19 protein-coding genes, 1 tRNA gene and 2 pseudogenes (1 of these 22 only partly in view) are annotated in these 16,623 nt (G+C 57.5%); 14 read left to right on the forward strand and 8 right to left on the reverse strand.

Going from position 1 to position 16,623, the window contains the following annotated elements; genetic code table 11:
• From ADK28_RS15745 to blc, 4 genes and pseudogenes are all read left to right on the forward strand, one after another.
• A pseudogene (locus tag ADK28_RS15745) lies at positions 1-75 on the forward strand (succinate dehydrogenase/fumarate reductase iron-sulfur subunit); it begins 655 nt to the left of the window's first position.
• Positions 76-89: 14 nt separating this feature from the next.
• Positions 90-482 carry a fumarate reductase subunit FrdC gene (gene frdC, locus ADK28_RS15750; protein WP_025305010.1) on the forward strand — a complete coding sequence of 131 codons (393 nt, stop codon included), beginning with the start codon at positions 90-92 and terminating at the stop codon, positions 480-482.
• A 12-nt stretch (positions 483-494) separates the two neighbouring features.
• Positions 495-854: a fumarate reductase subunit FrdD gene (frdD, locus tag ADK28_RS15755; protein ID WP_004929672.1), complete on the forward strand. Its 360-nt coding sequence runs from the start codon at positions 495-497 to the stop codon at positions 852-854.
• Positions 855-938: 84 nt separating this feature from the next.
• Positions 939-1,472, forward strand: a complete 534-nt coding sequence (blc, locus tag ADK28_RS15760; RefSeq protein WP_048796058.1) for an outer membrane lipoprotein Blc — start codon at positions 939-941, stop codon at positions 1,470-1,472.
• Here the strand turns inward: blc and sugE are convergent.
• The 4 genes from sugE to efp all read right to left on the reverse strand — a co-directional run bounded on the left by sugE (position 1,466) and on the right by efp (position 2,996).
• Complete coding sequence (sugE, locus tag ADK28_RS15765) at positions 1,466-1,783, reverse strand: quaternary ammonium compound efflux SMR transporter SugE (RefSeq protein WP_004929669.1); 318 nt, start codon at positions 1,781-1,783, stop codon at positions 1,466-1,468. The two genes, blc and sugE, sit on opposite strands and share 7 nt — an antisense overlap.
• A gap of 192 nt (positions 1,784-1,975) precedes the next feature.
• On the reverse strand, positions 1,976-2,107 hold the full coding sequence (locus ADK28_RS15770) for an entericidin A/B family lipoprotein (RefSeq protein WP_004929668.1): 132 nt from the start codon (positions 2,105-2,107) through the stop codon (positions 1,976-1,978).
• Positions 2,108-2,227: 120 nt separating this feature from the next.
• Positions 2,228-2,359: an entericidin A/B family lipoprotein gene (locus tag ADK28_RS15775; RefSeq protein WP_004929667.1), complete on the reverse strand. Its 132-nt coding sequence runs from the start codon at positions 2,357-2,359 to the stop codon at positions 2,228-2,230.
• A gap of 70 nt (positions 2,360-2,429) precedes the next feature.
• Positions 2,430-2,996 carry an elongation factor P gene (gene efp / locus ADK28_RS15780; protein WP_004929666.1) on the reverse strand — a complete coding sequence of 189 codons (567 nt, stop codon included), beginning with the start codon at positions 2,994-2,996 and terminating at the stop codon, positions 2,430-2,432.
• Positions 2,997-3,038: 42 nt separating this feature from the next.
• On the opposite strand from efp, the gene epmB reads away from it, so the two are divergent.
• Positions 3,039-4,067 carry an EF-P beta-lysylation protein EpmB gene (gene epmB / locus ADK28_RS15785; protein WP_048796059.1) on the forward strand — a complete coding sequence of 343 codons (1,029 nt, stop codon included), beginning with the start codon at positions 3,039-3,041 and terminating at the stop codon, positions 4,065-4,067.
• Positions 4,068-4,155: 88 nt separating this feature from the next.
• On the opposite strand, the gene ADK28_RS15790 is transcribed toward epmB, so the two are convergent.
• From ADK28_RS15790 to ADK28_RS15805, 4 genes are all read right to left on the reverse strand, one after another.
• Positions 4,156-4,500 (reverse strand): DUF4156 domain-containing protein, encoded by a 345-nt coding sequence (locus ADK28_RS15790; RefSeq protein ID WP_025305007.1) that lies wholly within the window; start codon positions 4,498-4,500, stop codon positions 4,156-4,158.
• A 244-nt stretch (positions 4,501-4,744) separates the two neighbouring features.
• The gene (groL, locus tag ADK28_RS15795; protein ID WP_004929662.1) at positions 4,745-6,391 is read right to left on the reverse strand and encodes a chaperonin GroEL; all 1,647 of its coding nucleotides are present in this window, start codon (positions 6,389-6,391) and stop codon (positions 4,745-4,747) included.
• Positions 6,392-6,435: 44 nt separating this feature from the next.
• Positions 6,436-6,729, reverse strand: coding sequence for a co-chaperone GroES (locus tag ADK28_RS15800; RefSeq protein ID WP_004929661.1), 294 nt, complete (start codon positions 6,727-6,729; stop codon positions 6,436-6,438).
• Positions 6,730-6,918: 189 nt separating this feature from the next.
• Complete coding sequence (locus tag ADK28_RS15805; protein ID WP_004929660.1) at positions 6,919-7,407, reverse strand: FxsA family protein; 489 nt, start codon at positions 7,405-7,407, stop codon at positions 6,919-6,921.
• Positions 7,408-7,776: 369 nt separating this feature from the next.
• Here ADK28_RS15805 and aspA point away from each other — a divergent pair, with 369 nt between their 5' ends.
• The 9 genes and pseudogenes from aspA to ADK28_RS30125 form a co-directional block, all read left to right on the forward strand.
• On the forward strand, positions 7,777-9,213 hold the full coding sequence (gene aspA, locus ADK28_RS15810) for an aspartate ammonia-lyase (RefSeq protein ID WP_004929659.1): 1,437 nt from the start codon (positions 7,777-7,779) through the stop codon (positions 9,211-9,213).
• 125 nt (positions 9,214-9,338) lie between these two features.
• On the forward strand, positions 9,339-10,640 hold the full coding sequence (locus tag ADK28_RS15815; RefSeq protein ID WP_016929379.1) for an anaerobic C4-dicarboxylate transporter: 1,302 nt from the start codon (positions 9,339-9,341) through the stop codon (positions 10,638-10,640).
• Between the two features lie 109 nt (positions 10,641-10,749).
• Entirely contained in the window at positions 10,750-11,073 is a 324-nt protein-coding gene (cutA, locus tag ADK28_RS15820; protein WP_004929657.1) for a divalent cation tolerance protein CutA, read from the forward strand.
• Positions 11,049-12,773, forward strand: coding sequence for a protein-disulfide reductase DsbD (locus ADK28_RS15825; RefSeq protein WP_048796060.1), 1,725 nt, complete (start codon positions 11,049-11,051; stop codon positions 12,771-12,773). Before cutA ends, ADK28_RS15825 begins: the two co-directional genes overlap by 25 nt.
• Before the next feature lie 39 nt (positions 12,774-12,812).
• The gene (gene dicD / locus ADK28_RS15830; RefSeq protein ID WP_015376374.1) at positions 12,813-13,388 is read left to right on the forward strand and encodes a division control transcriptional repressor DicD; all 576 of its coding nucleotides are present in this window, start codon (positions 12,813-12,815) and stop codon (positions 13,386-13,388) included.
• Positions 13,389-13,548: 160 nt separating this feature from the next.
• A tRNA-Phe gene (locus tag ADK28_RS15835) sits at positions 13,549-13,624 on the forward strand.
• Positions 13,625-13,821: 197 nt separating this feature from the next.
• Positions 13,822-15,093 (forward strand): tyrosine-type recombinase/integrase, encoded by a 1,272-nt coding sequence (locus tag ADK28_RS15840; protein ID WP_048796061.1) that lies wholly within the window; start codon positions 13,822-13,824, stop codon positions 15,091-15,093.
• 440 nt (positions 15,094-15,533) lie between these two features.
• Positions 15,534-16,490 (forward strand): plasmid segregation protein ParM domain-containing protein, encoded by a 957-nt coding sequence (gene parM, locus ADK28_RS15845; RefSeq protein ID WP_048796062.1) that lies wholly within the window; start codon positions 15,534-15,536, stop codon positions 16,488-16,490.
• Between the two features lie 12 nt (positions 16,491-16,502).
• Positions 16,503-16,623 (forward strand): annotated as a pseudogene (locus tag ADK28_RS30125) (plasmid partitioning/stability family protein); the annotation flags it as partial.

Raw genomic sequence — 16,623 nt, forward strand, 5'->3', positions numbered from 1 at the left:
CCCGCCGCAGCTATCCAGCAAGGCAAGGTGGAGAGCGCCAAAGACTTCATGATCGCCATGTTGAAGCCGCAATAAGGGAGAAAATTGCCATGACAACTCAACGTAAGCCCTATGTGCGCACCATGACGCCCACCTGGTGGCAAAAGCTCGGCTTCTACCGTTTCTACATGCTGCGTGAAGGCACCTCGGTGCTGGCGGTCTGGTTCAGCATCGTGCTGCTCTACGGCGTGTTCGCGCTGAAGGGCGGCGCCGAGAGCTGGGCCGGCTTCGTCGGCTTCTTGCAGAACCCGCTGGTGCTGTTAATCAACGTCGTCGCCCTGCTGGCGGCGGCGCTGCACACCAAAACCTGGTTCGATCTGGCGCCGAAGGCCGCCAATATCGTGGTCAACAGCGAGAAAATGGGACCGGGCCCCATCGTGAAAGGGCTGTGGGCCGTCACGATCGTCGTCAGCGTGGTCATCCTGGCCGTGGCCCTGTTCTAATCCGGAGGAATCATGATAAATCAAGCACCTAAACGCTCCGACGAGCCGGTTTTCTGGGGATTGTTCGGCGCCGGCGGCATGTGGGGCGCGATTGTCGCGCCGGCCATCGTGCTGCTGGTCGGCATTCTGCTGCCGCTGGGGCTGTTCCCCGGTGAAGCGCTGGGTTATGAGCGCGTGCTGGCGTTCTGCCAAAGCCTCATAGGCCGTCTGTTCCTGCTGCTGATGATCATTCTGCCGCTGTGGTGCGGCCTGCACCGCATCCACCATGCGATGCACGATCTGAAGATCCACGTGCCGGCCGGCAAGTGGGTGTTCTACGGTCTGGCGGCAATTCTCAGCGTCGTCACCGTCATCGGCGTCGTCACGCTGTAAACCGCTCAGGCGGCCAACGCCCGTTGGCCGCCCTTTTCTCATCGGCTACACTGTCTACTCGCCCCCGGTAAACAGGAGTCACCGATGCGTTTATGGTCAAAGCTTAGCGTCATGCTTTCCGCCCTGCTCTCCGTCGCCTGCAGCGTCTCCCCGCCTAAAGACATCAAGGTCGTGACCCCTTTCGACAGCCAGCGCTATCTCGGCACCTGGTATGAGATCGCTCGTCTGGATCATCGTTTTGAACGCGGTTTGCAGCAGGTGACCGCCCATTACGGCCCGCGTGCCGACGGCGGGCTGAAAGTCATCAATCGCGGCTTCAATGCGCAAAAACAGCAATGGCAAGAAAGCGAAGGCAAAGCCTACTTTATCGGTTCACCGCAGGTCGCGGCGCTGAAAGTGTCGTTCTTCGGCCCCTTCTATGGCGGCTACAACGTGATAGCCCTGGATCCGGAATATCGCTACGCGCTGGTTTGCGGCCCTAACCGCGACTATCTGTGGATCCTGTCGCGCACGCCGACGCTTGACGCCAGCGTACGCGACCGTTTATTGCAGATAGCCAAGGGCTACGGTTTCGCCACCGATGCGCTGATCTGGGTGCAGCAGTCCGCCGATCAGTGACTGCTGAACTTCAGCCCGAGTATGCCGACCACGATCAGGCACAGGCTGATGATGCGCGCAATATTGGTCGATTCCCCCAACAGCACCATGCCCATGATGGCCGCGCCCACCGCGCCGATGCCGGTCCACACCGCGTAGGCGGTGCCGGCGGGCAGCGTTTTCATGGCGTTGGCCAACAGCAACATGCTGACCACCATTGCGGCGATGGTGATGATGCTCGGCGTCAGCCGGGTAAAACCGTGGGTGTATTTCAGACCGATAGCCCAAACCACTTCGAGCAAACCGGCGATAAGCAAAATAATCCAGGCCATGAGACGGCCTCCCTACCACTGGGGTCGTCCCCGATAAAATGACGCGTAAACGGGTCGTCCCGTTTAGCGAGGTGATGCATGACGGGTAACCTCACCCGCACTGCGGCAGGATAGCAGCAGCGTTAACGCGCAGGCAAGAGGTGGAAATGCGGCGGCCCTCCGCAGCGGGAACGCCGCCGGGTGGAGAACGGATTATTCCGCGCTGCGCTGAATAGCCTTGCCGCCGGCCTGAATGTCTTCACCCACGCCGCGGGTGGTGTTGCAGGCGGTCAGCGAGCTCAAAATCATCAAAGAGAAGATCGCGATAATACTTTTCTTCAGCATAAGAAAGTCCTTATTTGTCGTTGATGAAAAAGTACGGCTTTCTAAGCGTAGTCAAAATTGGCGCAGAGAGTGGAATCGCCACCGGCTTTGTGGCGCGAATACATCGGGTTAAGGGCCGGGTCAGCTGGCCGTGCGCGAAATGGCGCCGCCGAGATGCTGAACGTCTTCGCCGAAACCGCGAAACGTATTGCAACTGCTGAGGGAGAAAAGGAACAACAGGGAGAGCACGGCCAACAACGTTTTCTTGAACATGCGGATTTTCTGCCAACGAACGGGGATGGGGTAAAACAGAGGAACCGCCAGGGTTCCTCTGTTTTGAAACTTATTTAACGCGAGAGACGTATTCGCCAGAGCGAGTGTCAACCTTGATCACTTCGCCGATCTGGACGAACAACGGCACTTTTACCACGGCGCCGGTGCTCAGGGTCGCCGGCTTGCCGCCAGTCCCTGCGGTATCACCTTTCAGGCCAGGATCGGTATCGGTGATTTCCGCTTCGATGAAGTTCGGCGGCTGAACGGCGATTGGACGGCCATCCCACAGAGTGATGATGCACTCTGCGTTATCCTGCAGCCATTTGGCCGCGTCACCGACGGTTTTGCCGTCAACCTGATGCTGTTCGAAAGACTCAGGGTGCATGAAGTGGTAGAACTCACCGTCGCTGTACAGGTAGTTCATGTTGGTGTCCATCACGTCTGCGCCTTCGCAAGAATCGGTAGACTTGAAGGTTTTTTCCACGCGGGTGCCGGTCAGCAGACGACGCATTTTCACGCGTGCAAACGCCTGGCCTTTGCCCGGCTTAACGAACTCACTGGCTTCGACGGCGTAAGGTTCGCCCTCGAACATGATTTTAAGACCCGGACGGAAATCGTTGCTAGAATAAGTCGCCATGATGGCCCTCTGAATATTTGAACTGGTAGCTTAGCCAAAAAAATGGCACACATTATAACCCAAAGTACGGCACATAGAGAAGATTGGTTGCATCAACTCGCCGATGTTATTACCGATCCCGATGAATTACTGCAGCTTTTGTCACTGAATACGCACCCGGAACTGCCGCAGGGGCGAGATGCCCGCCGGCTGTTTGCCCTGCGCGTGCCGCGCGCCTTCGCTGTGCGCATGCGCCCCGGCGATGCCAACGACCCGCTGCTGCGCCAGGTGCTGACCGCCAGAGAAGAGTTCATCAACGCCCCAGGGTTCACCACCGATCCGCTCGATGAGCAGCGCAGCGTGGTGCCGGGACTGCTGCACAAATACCGCAATCGCGCGCTGCTGCTGGTCAAAGGCGGCTGTGCGGTCAACTGCCGTTACTGCTTCCGCCGCCACTTCCCCTATCAGGATAATCAGGGCAACAAGAACAACTGGCGGCAGGCGCTGGATTATATCCGCCAACACCCGGAACTCGACGAGATCATTTTTTCCGGCGGCGACCCGCTGATGGCCAAAGACAGCGAGTTGGAGTGGCTGGTCGGCGAACTGGAAGCCATCCCGCACCTGAAACGCCTGCGCATTCACACCCGTCTGCCGGTGGTGATCCCGGCGCGCATTACGCCGGCGTTGTGCCGCCTGCTGTCAGCCTCGCGCCTGCAGGTGCTGATGGTCACGCACATCAACCACGCCAACGAAATCGACCGCGAGCTGCGGAGCGCCATGGCCCAGCTGCGCCTCGCCGGCGTCACGCTGCTCAACCAAAGCGTGTTGCTGCGCGACGTCAACGACGATGCCGACACGCTGGCGGCGCTCAGCAACGCGCTGTTCGACGCCGGCATCCTGCCCTACTACATCCACGTGCTGGACAAGGTGCAGGGCGCGGCGCACTTCATGGTCAGCGACGATGAAGCGCGCGTCATCATGCAGGCGCTGCTGAGCAAGGTGTCCGGTTATCTGGTGCCGCGCCTGACGCGTGAAGTGGGCGGCGAACCGAGCAAAACGCCGATCGACCTGCGCCTGATGCAGGAATGACGCGCGCCACATGGCCCGATGGAACGAAAAGAGGAATGCCGTGGCATTCCTCTTTTTTTATCTCTGTGCGGCGTTTGGCCTCAGCGCCTTACGGGCACTTGTAAACCTGGCCGACCATTTTGCTGTCCAGCGGCGCGAAGCTGGAGAGCAGGTTCTGGCTTGGGCTGTTGGCGCCGTAAATGACGTTGCCACCCATCGCCGCCGCCTTGTTGCGCAGATCGTTGGCCGCACCGCGCATGGAGCTGCCCTCACCGCCGTTGCCGGACAGCCAGTTGCTCTGGGTGCCGGTCACTTCCCCCAGCAGCTGGCATTCCGCCGCCGGCTTGCTGTCGGTGAACTTGATCTGCTGACCCGCAGCGGTCAGTTCATGAGTGGTGCTGCAACCCGCCAGCAGCATCGCTGCCGAAAGACCCAGTAAGGCTTTAATCCGCATCTTGTTCCCCATTCGATGTTGAGAATTACGCAAAAGCTTATCAGAAAGCGATGCCATCTCTTAAGCATCCGTTGCCACGGCTAGCGGGCCAACGTCTTGAGCGACAGCTGATGACTTACCAGTTTACCAGTTAAATCGCCTCCGGCGGCAAAAATATCATCAAATACAGTGCGGCGGCGCTCAGGCATAAAAAAACCCCGGTCACTTGACCGGGGTTCTCAGCACACAAGCGTGTGGGGGATGATTACATCATGCCGCCCATACCGCCCATGCCACCCATGCCGCCTGCTGCGCCCAGATCCGGTGCGTCAGCCTTCGGCAGGTCGGTGACCATGCATTCGGTGGTGATCATCAGGCCAGCCACGGAAGCCGCGTACTGCAGAGCAGAACGGGTCACTTTGGTTGGATCCAGGATACCCATCGCGATCATGTCGCCGTATTCTTCAGAGTAAGCGTTGTAGCCGTAGCTGCCTTCGCCCGCTTTCACCTGGTTGGCGATAACGGAAGCTTCTTCACCGGCGTTGACCACGATCTGACGCAGAGGGGCTTCCATCGCGCGCAGCGCAACTTTGATACCCACGTTCTGGTCTTCGTTGTCGCCTTTCAGCGCGGCGATTTTGCCTGCAACGCGGATCAGCGCGACGCCACCGCCGGCAACCACGCCTTCTTCCACTGCAGCGCGGGTCGCGTGCAGGGCGTCTTCAACGCGTGCTTTCTTCTCTTTCATTTCAACTTCAGTCGCTGCGCCAACCTTGATAACGGCAACGCCGCCGGCCAGTTTCGCTACGCGCTCCTGCAGTTTTTCACGATCGTAGTCAGAGGTCGCTTCTTCGATCTGCTGACGGATCTGAGCAACGCGGCCCTGGATGGTCGCTTCGTCGCCCACGCCATCGATGATGATGGTGGTGTCTTTGTTGATGACAACGCGTTTCGCCTGGCCCAGGTCTTCCAGGGTGGCTTTTTCCAGCTCCAGACCGATCTCTTCAGAGATAACGGTACCGGCAGTCAGAGTAGCGATGTCCTGCAGCATGGCTTTACGACGGTCGCCGAAGCCAGGCGCCTTAACGGCAGCCACTTTCACGATGCCGCGCATGGTGTTGACCACCAGGGTCGCCAGCGCTTCACCTTCAACGTCTTCAGCGATGATCAGCAGCGGTTTGCCTGCTTTGGCAACGGCTTCCAGCACCGGCAGCATTTCGCGGATGTTGGAGATCTTCTTGTCAGCCAGCAGGATGAACGGGCTTTCCAGCTCAACAGAACCGGTTTCCGGCTTGTTGATGAAGTATGGGGACAGGTAACCGCGGTCGAACTGCATACCTTCAACCACGTCCAGTTCGTCTTGCAGGCCGGTGCCTTCTTCAACGGTGATAACGCCTTCTTTGCCCACTTTCTCCATCGCTTCCGCGATCAGTTTACCCACGGTTTCGTCGGAGTTGGCGGAGATGGTGCCGACCTGAGCGATAGCTTTGGAGTCGGAGCAAGGCACGGACAGTTTTTTCAGTTCTTCAACCGCAGCGACAACCGCTTTGTCGATGCCGCGCTTCAGATCCATCGGGTTCATGCCTGCAGCAACCGCTTTCAGGCCTTCGGTGATGATGGATTGAGCCAGTACGGTTGCAGTGGTGGTGCCGTCGCCCGCCGCGTCGTTCGCTTTGGAGGCCACTTCTTTCACCATCTGTGCGCCCATGTTCTCGAACTTGTCTTCCAGTTCGATTTCACGCGCAACGGAAACGCCGTCTTTGGTGATGGTCGGCGCGCCGAAAGATTTATCCAGCACTACGTTGCGGCCTTTCGGGCCCAGGGTCACTTTTACTGCATCAGCGAGAACATTCACGCCGCGGAGCATTTTCACGCGAGCGTCATTGCCGAATTTTACGTCTTTAGCTGCCATTGGTATTTCCCTTCAACTCGTTCAGTTCAGAAGATAAAGCGCAATTACGCTTCAACAATTGCCAGAATGTCGCTTTCGGACATGATCAACACTTCTTCATTGTCGATCTTCTCTGCTTTCACGCCGTAGCCGTCGTTGAAAATCACGATATCGCCAACTTTCACATCCAGCGGTTGGATGTTGCCGTTTTCCAGCACACGCCCTTTACCCACTGCAACCACTTCACCGCGAGTGGATTTACCCGCAGCAGAGCCAGTCAGGACGATGCCGCCAGCAGATTTTGATTCAACTTCTTTGCGCTTGACGATAACGCGGTCATGCAATGGACGAATACTCATTGAACGCTCTCCTGTAAGAAGGTCTCTATCAGATTTAGGGTTGTACACCGGGTGGTTGTTATTACCGGCCTCGTGGCATTTGAGATGGGGGCGTTCCAGCCCCCTTCAAGGGGGCTAGCGAAAAAAATTTCGCATTTTTGGTTCGGCGAGTGCCGCAGAGATGAAAAACGCGGCCTAGGCCGCGTTTGCTTAACGATCGTGAGGTTTGCGATCCTCGTCCGGGCGATGTTCCAGCACCGGGCGCTCGTCGTCCTTGCGCTGGAATTCGCCGTCAAAGGTGTTGCCGTTGGCGGCGTCGCCGCCCGTCCAACCGCCGGGGCGATACACCGACAGATGCGGCATCAGCTTCAGCGTCAGCGATTTTTGCACCGGCGGCAGCAGCAGCAGCAGGCCGAGGAAGTCGGTGAAGAAGCCCGGAATCAGCAGCAGGAAGCCCGCCAGCACCAGCGAAACGCTTTTCACCATTTCCGCCGCCGGGCTTTCGCCGGCCGCCAGTTTTTGCTGCATCTGGACGAAGGTTTTCATGCCCTGATTGCGCACCAGCGAAATGCCGACGCAGGAGCTGAACACCACCAGCAACAGGGTGACAGCCACGCCGAGCACGGCGGCGACTTTGATAAAGATGGATATTTCTATGTAAGCCAGCAGAAATATCAGCAGTAGCGGTAACCAGCGCACCTGGTTCTCCTATCGGTAGGTAAAGCGCGGCCGCCACGGGGGCGACGGCGCGAAAAAAAGAGGCCGTAAACGGCCGACACCATTACAATGAGGGCATCCCCCCACCATTTCAACCGAGAGCCGGTTTTTATTGCTAAAGTTCACAAACGTGAAAGAAGTCACAGAACCGGAAAAGGGCATATCCTTAAACGCCATAAGGTGATCTGGATTCAGTCATTTCTTATCAACCAGCATATGATCTGGGCAGCAACGGGCGATTTGGTTAATCGTTTCACGCCCCAAGCCTTCGGCAATATTAATTTAGGCTGTGCCCTTTAGCCTTGACCTGACAAATTATTAATTCGGCAGCAACACATAGAGAAGGTTCTCATGTCAAACAACATTCGTATCGAAGAAGACCTGTTAGGAACACGTGAAGTCCCCGCAGACGCTTACTACGGAGTTCACACTCTGCGTGCGATTGAAAACTTCTACATCAGCAACAGCAAAATCAGCGATGTCCCCGAGTTCGTTCGCGGCATGGTGATGGTGAAAAAGGCCGCGGCGATGGCCAACAAAGAACTCAAAACCATCCCGCGCAAAATCGCCGACGTGATCATCCAGGCCTGCGACGAGGTGCTGGATAAAGGCAAGTGCATGGATCAGTTCCCGGTGGACGTATTCCAGGGTGGCGCGGGCACCTCGCTGAACATGAACACCAACGAAGTGCTGGCGAACATCGGCCTGGAGCTGATGGGCCATCAAAAAGGCGAATACCAGTACCTGAATCCGAACGATCACCTCAATAAATGCCAGTCCACCAACGACGCCTACCCGACCGGATTCCGCATCGCGGTGTACGCCTCCAACCAGAAACTGATCGACGCCATCAACCAGCTGCGCGAAGGCTTCGATCGCAAGGCGAAAGAGTTCGAAACCATTCTGAAAATGGGCCGCACCCAGCTGCAGGACGCGGTGCCAATGACCCTCGGCCAGGAATTCCACGCCTTCAGCGTGCTGCTGAATGAAGAGACCCGCAACCTGCACCGCACCGCGGAGCTGCTGCTGGAAGTGAACCTGGGCGCCACCGCCATCGGCACCGCGCTCAACACTCCGGAAGGCTATCAGCCGCTGGCGGTGCAAAAACTGGCGGAAGTCAGCGGCCTGCCGGTGGTGCCGGCGGAAGACCTGATCGAGGCCACCTCCGACTGCGGCGCCTACGTGATGGTGCACAGCGCGCTCAAACGCCTGGCGGTGAAACTGTCCAAAATCTGCAACGACCTGCGCCTGCTCTCCTCCGGCCCGCGCGCCGGCCTGAACGAAATCAACCTGCCGGAGCTGCAGGCGGGATCGTCCATCATGCCGGCCAAAGTGAACCCGGTGGTGCCGGAAGTGGTCAATCAGGTGTGTTTCAAGGTGATTGGCAACGACACTTGCGTTACCATGGCGGCCGAAGCGGGCCAGCTGCAGTTGAACGTGATGGAGCCGGTGATCGGCCAGGCGATGTTCGAGTCGATCCACATCCTGACCAACGCCTGTTATAACCTGCTGGAAAAATGCATTAACGGCATCACCGCGAATAAAGAAGTCTGCGAACACTACGTCTTCAACTCGATCGGTATCGTCACCTATCTGAACCCGTTCATCGGCCACCACAACGGTGACATCGTCGGGAAGATCTGCGCCGAAACCGGCAAGAGCGTGCGCGAAGTGGTGCTGGAACGCGGCCTGCTGACCGAAGCCGAGCTGGATGACATCTTCTCCGTGGAGAACCTGATGCACCCAGCCTATAAAGCCAAACGCTATACGGATGAAAATGAACAATAACAGACCTACCCGGTAGCCCTGAAAGGCACGCTAAATCCTCTGGATAGCGTGCCTTTTTACTTTCCGGCGCCCACAAAATTTTAACGTTTGATTTTCAATTTCTCTCATTTTAAGGAGTAAACACTATGCTAGCCGTAGAATTGGTTATCGTTCTGCTGGCCATCTTTTTAGGGGCCAGGTTGGGCGGTATCGGTATCGGGTTCGCGGGGGGGTTGGGCGTTCTGGTCCTGGCGCTGATCGGCGTCAAGCCAGGCAGCATTCCCTTCGACGTGATTTCCATCATCATGGCGGTGATCGCGGCGATCTCCGCGATGCAGGTCGCCGGGGGGATGGACTACCTGGTGCAGCAGACCGAAAAGCTGCTGCGCAAGAACCCCAAGCACATCACCATTCTCGCTCCTATCGTCACCTACTTCCTGACCATCTTCGCCGGCACCGGCAACATCTCGCTCTCGGCGCTGCCGGTGATCGCCGAAGTGGCGAAAGAACAGGGCATTAAACCTTGCCGGCCGCTGTCGACCGCCGTCGTCTCCGCCCAGATCGCCATCACCGCCTCGCCGATCTCCGCCGCGGTGGTGTACATGTCTTCGGTGATGGAAGGCCACGGCGTCAGCTACCTGCATCTGCTGATGGTGGTGATCCCGTCCACCTTCTGCGCGGTGCTGGTGATGTCGCTGCTGGTGACCTGGCTGTTCGACTCCAAACTGTCTAACGACCCGGTGTACCTGAAACGCCTGGAAGAGGGCCTGATCACCCTGCGCGGCAACAACGCGCTGGCGATCAAGCCGCGCGCCAAAACCTCGGTGCTGCTGTTCCTGCTGGGCGTGCTGTGCGTGGTCGCCTACGCCATCATCAACAGCCCGGGCCTGGGCCTGGTGGCCAAGCCGCTGATGAACACCACCAACGCCATCCTGATCATCATGCTGAGCGTCGCCACGCTGACCACCCTGCTGTGCCGCGTCGACACTGACATGGTGCTGAACTCCAGCACCTTCAAGGCCGGCATGAGCGCCTGTATCTGTATCCTCGGCGTCGCCTGGCTGGGCGACACCTTCGTACAGGCCAACATCGACTGGATCAAAGAGACGGCCGGCAGCGTCATTCAGGCGCACCCGTGGCTGCTGGCGGTGATCTTCTTCTTCTGCTCGGCGCTGCTGTACTCGCAGGCCGCCACCGCCAAGGCGCTGATGCCGATGGCGCTGGCGCTGAACGTGTCGCCGCTGACCGCCGTCGCCTCCTTCGCCGCCGTTTCCGGCCTGTTCATCCTGCCGACCTACCCGACGCTGGTCGCCGCGGTGCAGATGGACGATACGGGCACCACGCGCATCGGCCGCTTCGTGTTCAACCATCCGTTCTTCATTCCCGGCACCATGGGCGTGATCTTCGCGGTGGTATTCGGCTTCCTGCTTGGCAGCGTCATGCTGTAAGGCTTAGACCGGGGCTGCGGCCCCGGTTTTCCTTTTGGCGATAAACTCGCCTTCTAGCCAATCCGCCTTCAGGGTATAGTGCCCATTCGAACCGATGAGAGGGCTGAAGATGTCTGATTGCGAAGCTGTCGTCATACTCTGTACCGCACCCGATGAAGCCAGCGCCCAGGAACTGGCGGCGCGGGTCTTGGGCGATAAGCTGGCGGCCTGCGCCACACTGCTGCCCGGCGCCACCTCGCTGTATTACTGGGAAGGGAAACTGGAACAGGAATACGAGGTGCAGATGCTGTTCAAAAGCGATCGCCGCCGTCAGCAAGCCCTGCTCGACACCCTGAAACAACATCACCCTTACCAGACGCCCGAGCTGCTGGTCTTGCCGGTGATGGCCGGAGATAAAGACTACCTGTTATGGATCAACGCTTCCTTAAACTGATTTTGCTGCTCTGCAGCCTGTGCTTCCTGCCGCAGGCGGCACAGGCTTCGCTGTTCGCGCCGACGGGCGGCAGCCAGTTCGTGCCCGTCGATCGGGCCTTCGCTTTCGATTTCAAACAGCAAGGCAACCAGGTAACGCTGAACTGGCAGATCCGCCCCGGCTACTACCTGTATCGCCAGCAGATCAAACTGGTGCCGCAGCAGGCGACACTCGGCGCGTTTACCCTGCCCGAAGGGTTGAGCCACAAGGACGAGTTCTTCGGCGAAGTGGCGATTTTCAAACAGCAGCTGAGTCTGCAGGTGCCGCTGCAACAGGCGGCGGCCAACGCCAGCCTCAGCGTCACCTATCAGGGCTGCGCCGAAGCCGGTTTTTGCTACCCGCCGGAAACCCGGGTCATCCCGCTGGATGCGGTCAGCGCCGGCGCTGACGCCCCGCATCCGGCGGCTGCCTCTGAACCAGCCGAACAATCCGCAACACCAGCCAGCCTGCCGTTCTCGCCGCTGTGGGCATTGCTGATCGGCATCGGCATCGCCTTCACCCCGTGCGTGCTGCCGATGTACCCGCTGATCTCCGGCATCATTCTCGGCCGCGACCGGCCGCAAAGCAGCGGCCGCATTCTGGCGCTGGCGGTGGTTTACGTGCAGGGCATGGCGCTCACCTACACCTTGCTGGGCTTGGTGGTGGCCGCCGCCGGATTGCAGTTCCAGGCGGCGCTGCAGCATCCTTACGTCCTGATTGGCCTGTCGGTGCTGTTCATCGCGCTGGCGCTGTCGATGTTCGGCCTCTATTCCCTGCAGCTGCCCTCGACGCTGCAAACCCGGCTGGCGAACTGGAGCAATACCCAGCGCGGCGGCTCGCTGACCGGCGTGTTCCTGATGGGCGCTCTGGCCGGATTGATTTGCTCGCCCTGCACCACCGCGCCGCTCAGCGCCATCCTGCTGTATATCGCCCAGAGCGGTAACCTGTGGGCCGGCGGCGGCACGCTGTACCTGTATGCGCTGGGGATGGGGATCCCGCTGGTGATCGTCACCCTGTTCGGCAACCGCCTGCTGCCGCGCAGCGGCCCGTGGATGCAGTACGTGAAAGAAGCCTTCGGCTTCGTCATTCTGGCGCTGCCGGTGTTCCTGCTGGAGCGAGTGATCGGCGATCTGTGGGGCCTGCGCCTGTGGAGCCTGCTCGGCCTGGCGTTCTTCGGCTGGGCCTTCGCCCTGAGCCTGAGAAGCGCGCGCGGCTGGACGCGCGCTCTGCAACTGCTGCTGCTGGCGGCAGCGGTGATCGCCGCGCGGCCGCTGCAGGACTGGGCTTTCGGCGCCGACCAGGCGCAGCAGGCGGCTCAACCGCATCTGGCCTTTACCCGCATCAACAACGTCGAACAGCTCGATCTGGCGCTGCAACAGGCGCGGGGCAAACCGGTGATGCTGGACCTGTACGCCGACTGGTGCGTAGCCTGCAAAGAGTTCGAGAAATACACCTTCAGCGATGCGGCGGTGCAGGTGAGCCTGGCCAACGCAGTATTGCTGCAGGCGGATGTGACCGCCAACAGCGCCGAACAGGCGGCGCTGCTGAAGCACCTGCAGGTGCTGGGGCTGCCGACGATCCTGTTCTTCGATCCGGCAGGCCGCGAGCTGACGGCCGAGCGGGTCACCGGTTTTATGAAGGCGGAAGCCTTCAACGCGCATTTGCAGAAAGTGATGCGATAACTGACACTGAAGATCGGAAGTGAATGGGAGGAAGCACAAGTGCAACGTGAACACGTCCTTGATACCGCGCTGGGCCTGTTGGAACAACAGGGCCTGGCGACCGCCACATTAGAGATGCTGGCGGAAAAACTCGACGTTCAGCCCGGCGATCTCAAACGGTTCTGGCCGGATCGCGAAGCGCTGCTGTACGACTGCCTGCGCTACCACGGCCAGCAGATCGACACCTGGCGCCGCCAGCTGCTGCTGGATGAAAACCTGAGCCCGCAGCAAAAGTTGCTGGCGCGCTATGACGTACTGGCGGAATACGTGCAGCAAGACCGCTATCCCGGCTGCCTGTTTATTGCCGCCTGCAGCTTCTTCCCAGAAACGGATCACCCGATCCACCAACTGGCGGAGCAGCAAAAGCTGACCTCGCTGGAGCTGACCCGCGAACTGCTGCGCGACATGGACGCCGACGACGCCGACATGGTGGCGCAGCAAATGGAGCTGATTCAGGAAGGCTGCCTGAGCAAACTGCTGGTAAAACGTCAGCTCCAGGACGTATCGGTCGCCAAACGGCTGGCGGAAGACATCTTGCAGGTGGCGCAGTGCCGCCGCAACGGGGCGTTGAGCTGAATCGGCCGGGTTGGCTGCGCAGCCAACCCAAGGTGATAGCCAGAACAGGCGCATTTTTTGCGCCCTTTGCCTGAAAAGCCAGCAACCGGAGGCATTTTAACGTCTTTCACGCATAAAGCCGTTGACGGCTTTCGGCCAATACGGTTTAATGCTGCGCGTTGCCCGGATAGCTCAGTCGGTAGAGCAGGGGATTGAAAATCCCCGTGTCCTTGGTTCGATTCCGAGTCCGGGCACCACCCTATTCTCAATGGACGTCAACCGACGTCCATTTTTCTTTTCTAAGTCCGCAACTTATGAACATTTCCTTCTCCTGATTGTCTACTGAACTCAACCTGATTCTCCCCACATCAACATATTTTCCGAGGTATCACCCGAGGTATCTTTAGTTCGATATAATCGGTACCTCAGAATAGTGGTAAAAGAGGCATCTTTTATGGCACTGACTGATATGGCTGTCCGCAATGCAAAATGCCCGACAGACAAAAAATTCATCAAAATCTACGATGCAGACAAACTCTATCTTTTCGTTTTCAGTACGGGCTCAAAACGCTGGCGCTTTCTGTATCACTTCAATGGCAAACCACAAACTTATCTTATCGGCCCCTACCCTGAAATCTCATTAGCGGAAGCACGCCTCCGCCGCGACGATGCCAAAAGGCAACTGGCTAACGGCGTCGATCCTAATCAGGAAAAGCGGGAGGAAAAGAAAGGACACACAAACATCCGCACATTTGAGGCCGTGGCTCGTGAGTGGCACAAAAGCAATCGTAAATGGAGTAAGGATCACGCCAAACGGATCCTAACTTCACTGGAAACACATTTGTTCCCGGCACTGGGAGAATGTGACATCACTAAACTGAATACCCGTGATCTTCTGGCACCGGTTAAAGTTGTGGAGGCCAGGGATAATATTGATACCGCTGGGCGACTGCAAAGCCGCATTACCAACATCATGCGCTATGCCGTACAGAATGCTTATATCAGCTATAACCCGGCTCTGGACATGAAGGGGGCAATCTCCTCTCAGAAGGCTGAACACCACCCCGCATTGCCTTTTAAAGGGGTCGCCGATCTACTGGAGAAAATGAACAGCTATCGGGGGCAGCCTCTCACCATACTGGCAATCAGGCTGGCTTTGCTCATCTTCATCCGTTCCAGTGAGTTACGTTTTGCTCGCTGGCCGGAAATCGACTTCAAACGCGCACTCTGGACGCTTCCTGACAAACGCGAAGAGATTACCGGAGTCAGGTTCTCCACGCGTGGTGCCAAAATGTGCACCCCACATCTGATCCCATTGTGTAGGCAGGCTGTAGATATACTGGAGCAAATCCACGAGATCAGCGGTGAATTCGATTTGATTTTTACCGGAGCTCACAATCCTTATAAACCGATGAGCGAGAACACCATCAACAAAGCATTGCGCAAGATGGGATTTGATACCAGAACCGACATCTGCGGCCACGGTTTCCGCACTATGGCATGTAGCGCCATGATCGAATCCGGCCTGTGGTCAAAAGATGCCGTGGAGCGTCAGATGAGTCACCAGGAACGAAGTAACGTCCGTGCTGCTTACATTTATCTTGCAGAACATCTTGATGAACGTAAGCAAATGATGCAATGGTGGGCTGACTACCTGGAGGCAAACCGCGAGGGTTATGTAACACCTTATGAGTTTGCTCACTCTGAAGATGCCGGGTCGAAATAATAGTAAGACAGCCTGGTAAATGTGAACGTAATCCCTGAACGCTCAGACTTCATGGTTGGGCGTCCTCCATTTCATAGCAGCGCGTTAACTTCCCCCTCAAATATCATCCCTGCATTTCACTTTAAATAAACCTTACCTTTATTAACCAAATAACTGGCATGAGCGATTTTCAGTATCGTGCTCTGCAGTAATTTCCCGACGCTCATCTCCTTAATCTTGTATGGCAAGTCGCATTTTACTCACCCCATACAGGAAACTAACCCTATGAAAAGGTTTCTCATCTTTGTCTCACTGGCAGCACTGCCTTTTCTCTTTGAGCACTTTATGGCGCTGATTCATCTCATCATGCTCTCAGTTCTGGCTCAATAGCCGCCCTTCACGTGTCCGGCAACGCCGGATGACTCAATCTCAACTCATATTTGACTCACCAAAGGTGCAATATGCGCATTTATATTGACGACGGCTCAACCCATATCAAAATGCTGTGGGAGCAGCACAGCAAGACGTTTACTCACATCAGTCCCAATAGCTTCAAACGCGGATGGTCAGCCACGTTTGGCAACGGTAAGCCGTTTAACTACACAGCTGGCAAAGAGAAATATTCATTCGACCTCATTTCCCCAGATACCCTCACCACCAGCAATATCGAGTGGCAGTACAGCCCGCTCAATGCCGTTGCAGTCCATCACGCGCTACGGACCAGTGGGCTTGCACCGCAGTGCGTGGATATCGTGGTGACGCTGCCGCTGGCGGAGTTCTACGACGAAGACGCTCAGTACCGGCTTGATAACATTGAGCGCAAGAAACAGAGCCTGCTACAACCTGTGGACCTCAATAACGGTCGCCTGTTTACCATCACCCGCGTTACCGTGCGTCCGGAGTCTATTCCTGCCGGTATTGGGCTGTGTGATCAACTCTCGTCCTCCAACTCGGTGTTGATAATTGACCTCGGCGGAACGACGCTGGATATCTCGCAGGTAGCGGGCCAGATGTCTTCAGTATCGCGTATCTACGGCGATCCGGCGTTAGGCGTATCGCTGGTGACCGATGAAGTGCAGCAGGCTTTACGTAAAGCCGGTATGTCGCTATCCCGTTACAACGTAGACAGGTTGATTATCAAACGGTTCGACGATACGTACCTGGCGAACAACATCAATGATCCGCATGCCGTCGATTCCATAAAACAGGCAATCCACAGCGGTATCGCACGTTACCGGACGCGGGTGCTGGAAGCGATTGATCGCTTTAGGGGGTACACCCATGTGGCAGTCGTGGGCGGGGGAGCCTGCCTGCTGGCTGATGACATTCGTATTCACGTTAACCTGCGCGAAGATCGTTTCTTTGTGGCACAGGATCCACAGTTTGCGCTGGTTCATGGTTTGAAAGCCATTGGTTAGGAGAGGTAGACATTGACCCGAAGAAAAGTACTGATCTACCTCCGACCTGAAACACATGCCTCTGAACGTTTTGCGGAAGCGAGGATAGAGGCGTATCACCGGGGCGATCGCGGAGAGTTATCACGAACAGCGT

The sequence above is a fragment of the Serratia sp. 506_PEND genome (genome assembly GCF_001076875.1).
GTDB classification, from domain to species: Bacteria; Pseudomonadota; Gammaproteobacteria; order Enterobacterales; family Enterobacteriaceae; genus Serratia; species Serratia marcescens.

Coding starts and splice junctions, on each gene's coding strand:
- ADK28_RS15775 (WP_004929667.1), bottom strand. CDS start 2,359: ATGTTCAAGAAAACGTTGTTGGCCGTGCTCTCCCTGTTGTTCCTTTTC.
- cutA (WP_004929657.1), top strand. CDS start 10,750: ATGTCTGATTGCGAAGCTGTCGTCATACTCTGTACCGCACCCGATGAA.
- ADK28_RS15825 (WP_048796060.1), top strand. CDS start 11,049: ATGGATCAACGCTTCCTTAAACTGATTTTGCTGCTCTGCAGCCTGTGC.
- frdC (WP_025305010.1), top strand. CDS start 90: ATGACAACTCAACGTAAGCCCTATGTGCGCACCATGACGCCCACCTGG.
- ADK28_RS15815 (WP_016929379.1), top strand. CDS start 9,339: ATGCTAGCCGTAGAATTGGTTATCGTTCTGCTGGCCATCTTTTTAGGG.
- sugE (WP_004929669.1), bottom strand. CDS start 1,783: ATGGCCTGGATTATTTTGCTTATCGCCGGTTTGCTCGAAGTGGTTTGG.
- aspA (WP_004929659.1), top strand. CDS start 7,777: ATGTCAAACAACATTCGTATCGAAGAAGACCTGTTAGGAACACGTGAA.
- blc (WP_048796058.1), top strand. CDS start 939: ATGCGTTTATGGTCAAAGCTTAGCGTCATGCTTTCCGCCCTGCTCTCC.
- ADK28_RS15840 (WP_048796061.1), top strand. CDS start 13,822: ATGGCACTGACTGATATGGCTGTCCGCAATGCAAAATGCCCGACAGAC.
- parM (WP_048796062.1), top strand. CDS start 15,534: ATGCGCATTTATATTGACGACGGCTCAACCCATATCAAAATGCTGTGG.
- epmB (WP_048796059.1), top strand. CDS start 3,039: ATGGCACACATTATAACCCAAAGTACGGCACATAGAGAAGATTGGTTG.
- ADK28_RS15800 (WP_004929661.1), bottom strand. CDS start 6,729: ATGAGTATTCGTCCATTGCATGACCGCGTTATCGTCAAGCGCAAAGAA.
- groL (WP_004929662.1), bottom strand. CDS start 6,391: ATGGCAGCTAAAGACGTAAAATTCGGCAATGACGCTCGCGTGAAAATG.
- efp (WP_004929666.1), bottom strand. CDS start 2,996: ATGGCGACTTATTCTAGCAACGATTTCCGTCCGGGTCTTAAAATCATG.
- ADK28_RS15770 (WP_004929668.1), bottom strand. CDS start 2,107: ATGCTGAAGAAAAGTATTATCGCGATCTTCTCTTTGATGATTTTGAGC.
- frdD (WP_004929672.1), top strand. CDS start 495: ATGATAAATCAAGCACCTAAACGCTCCGACGAGCCGGTTTTCTGGGGA.
- ADK28_RS15790 (WP_025305007.1), bottom strand. CDS start 4,500: ATGCGGATTAAAGCCTTACTGGGTCTTTCGGCAGCGATGCTGCTGGCG.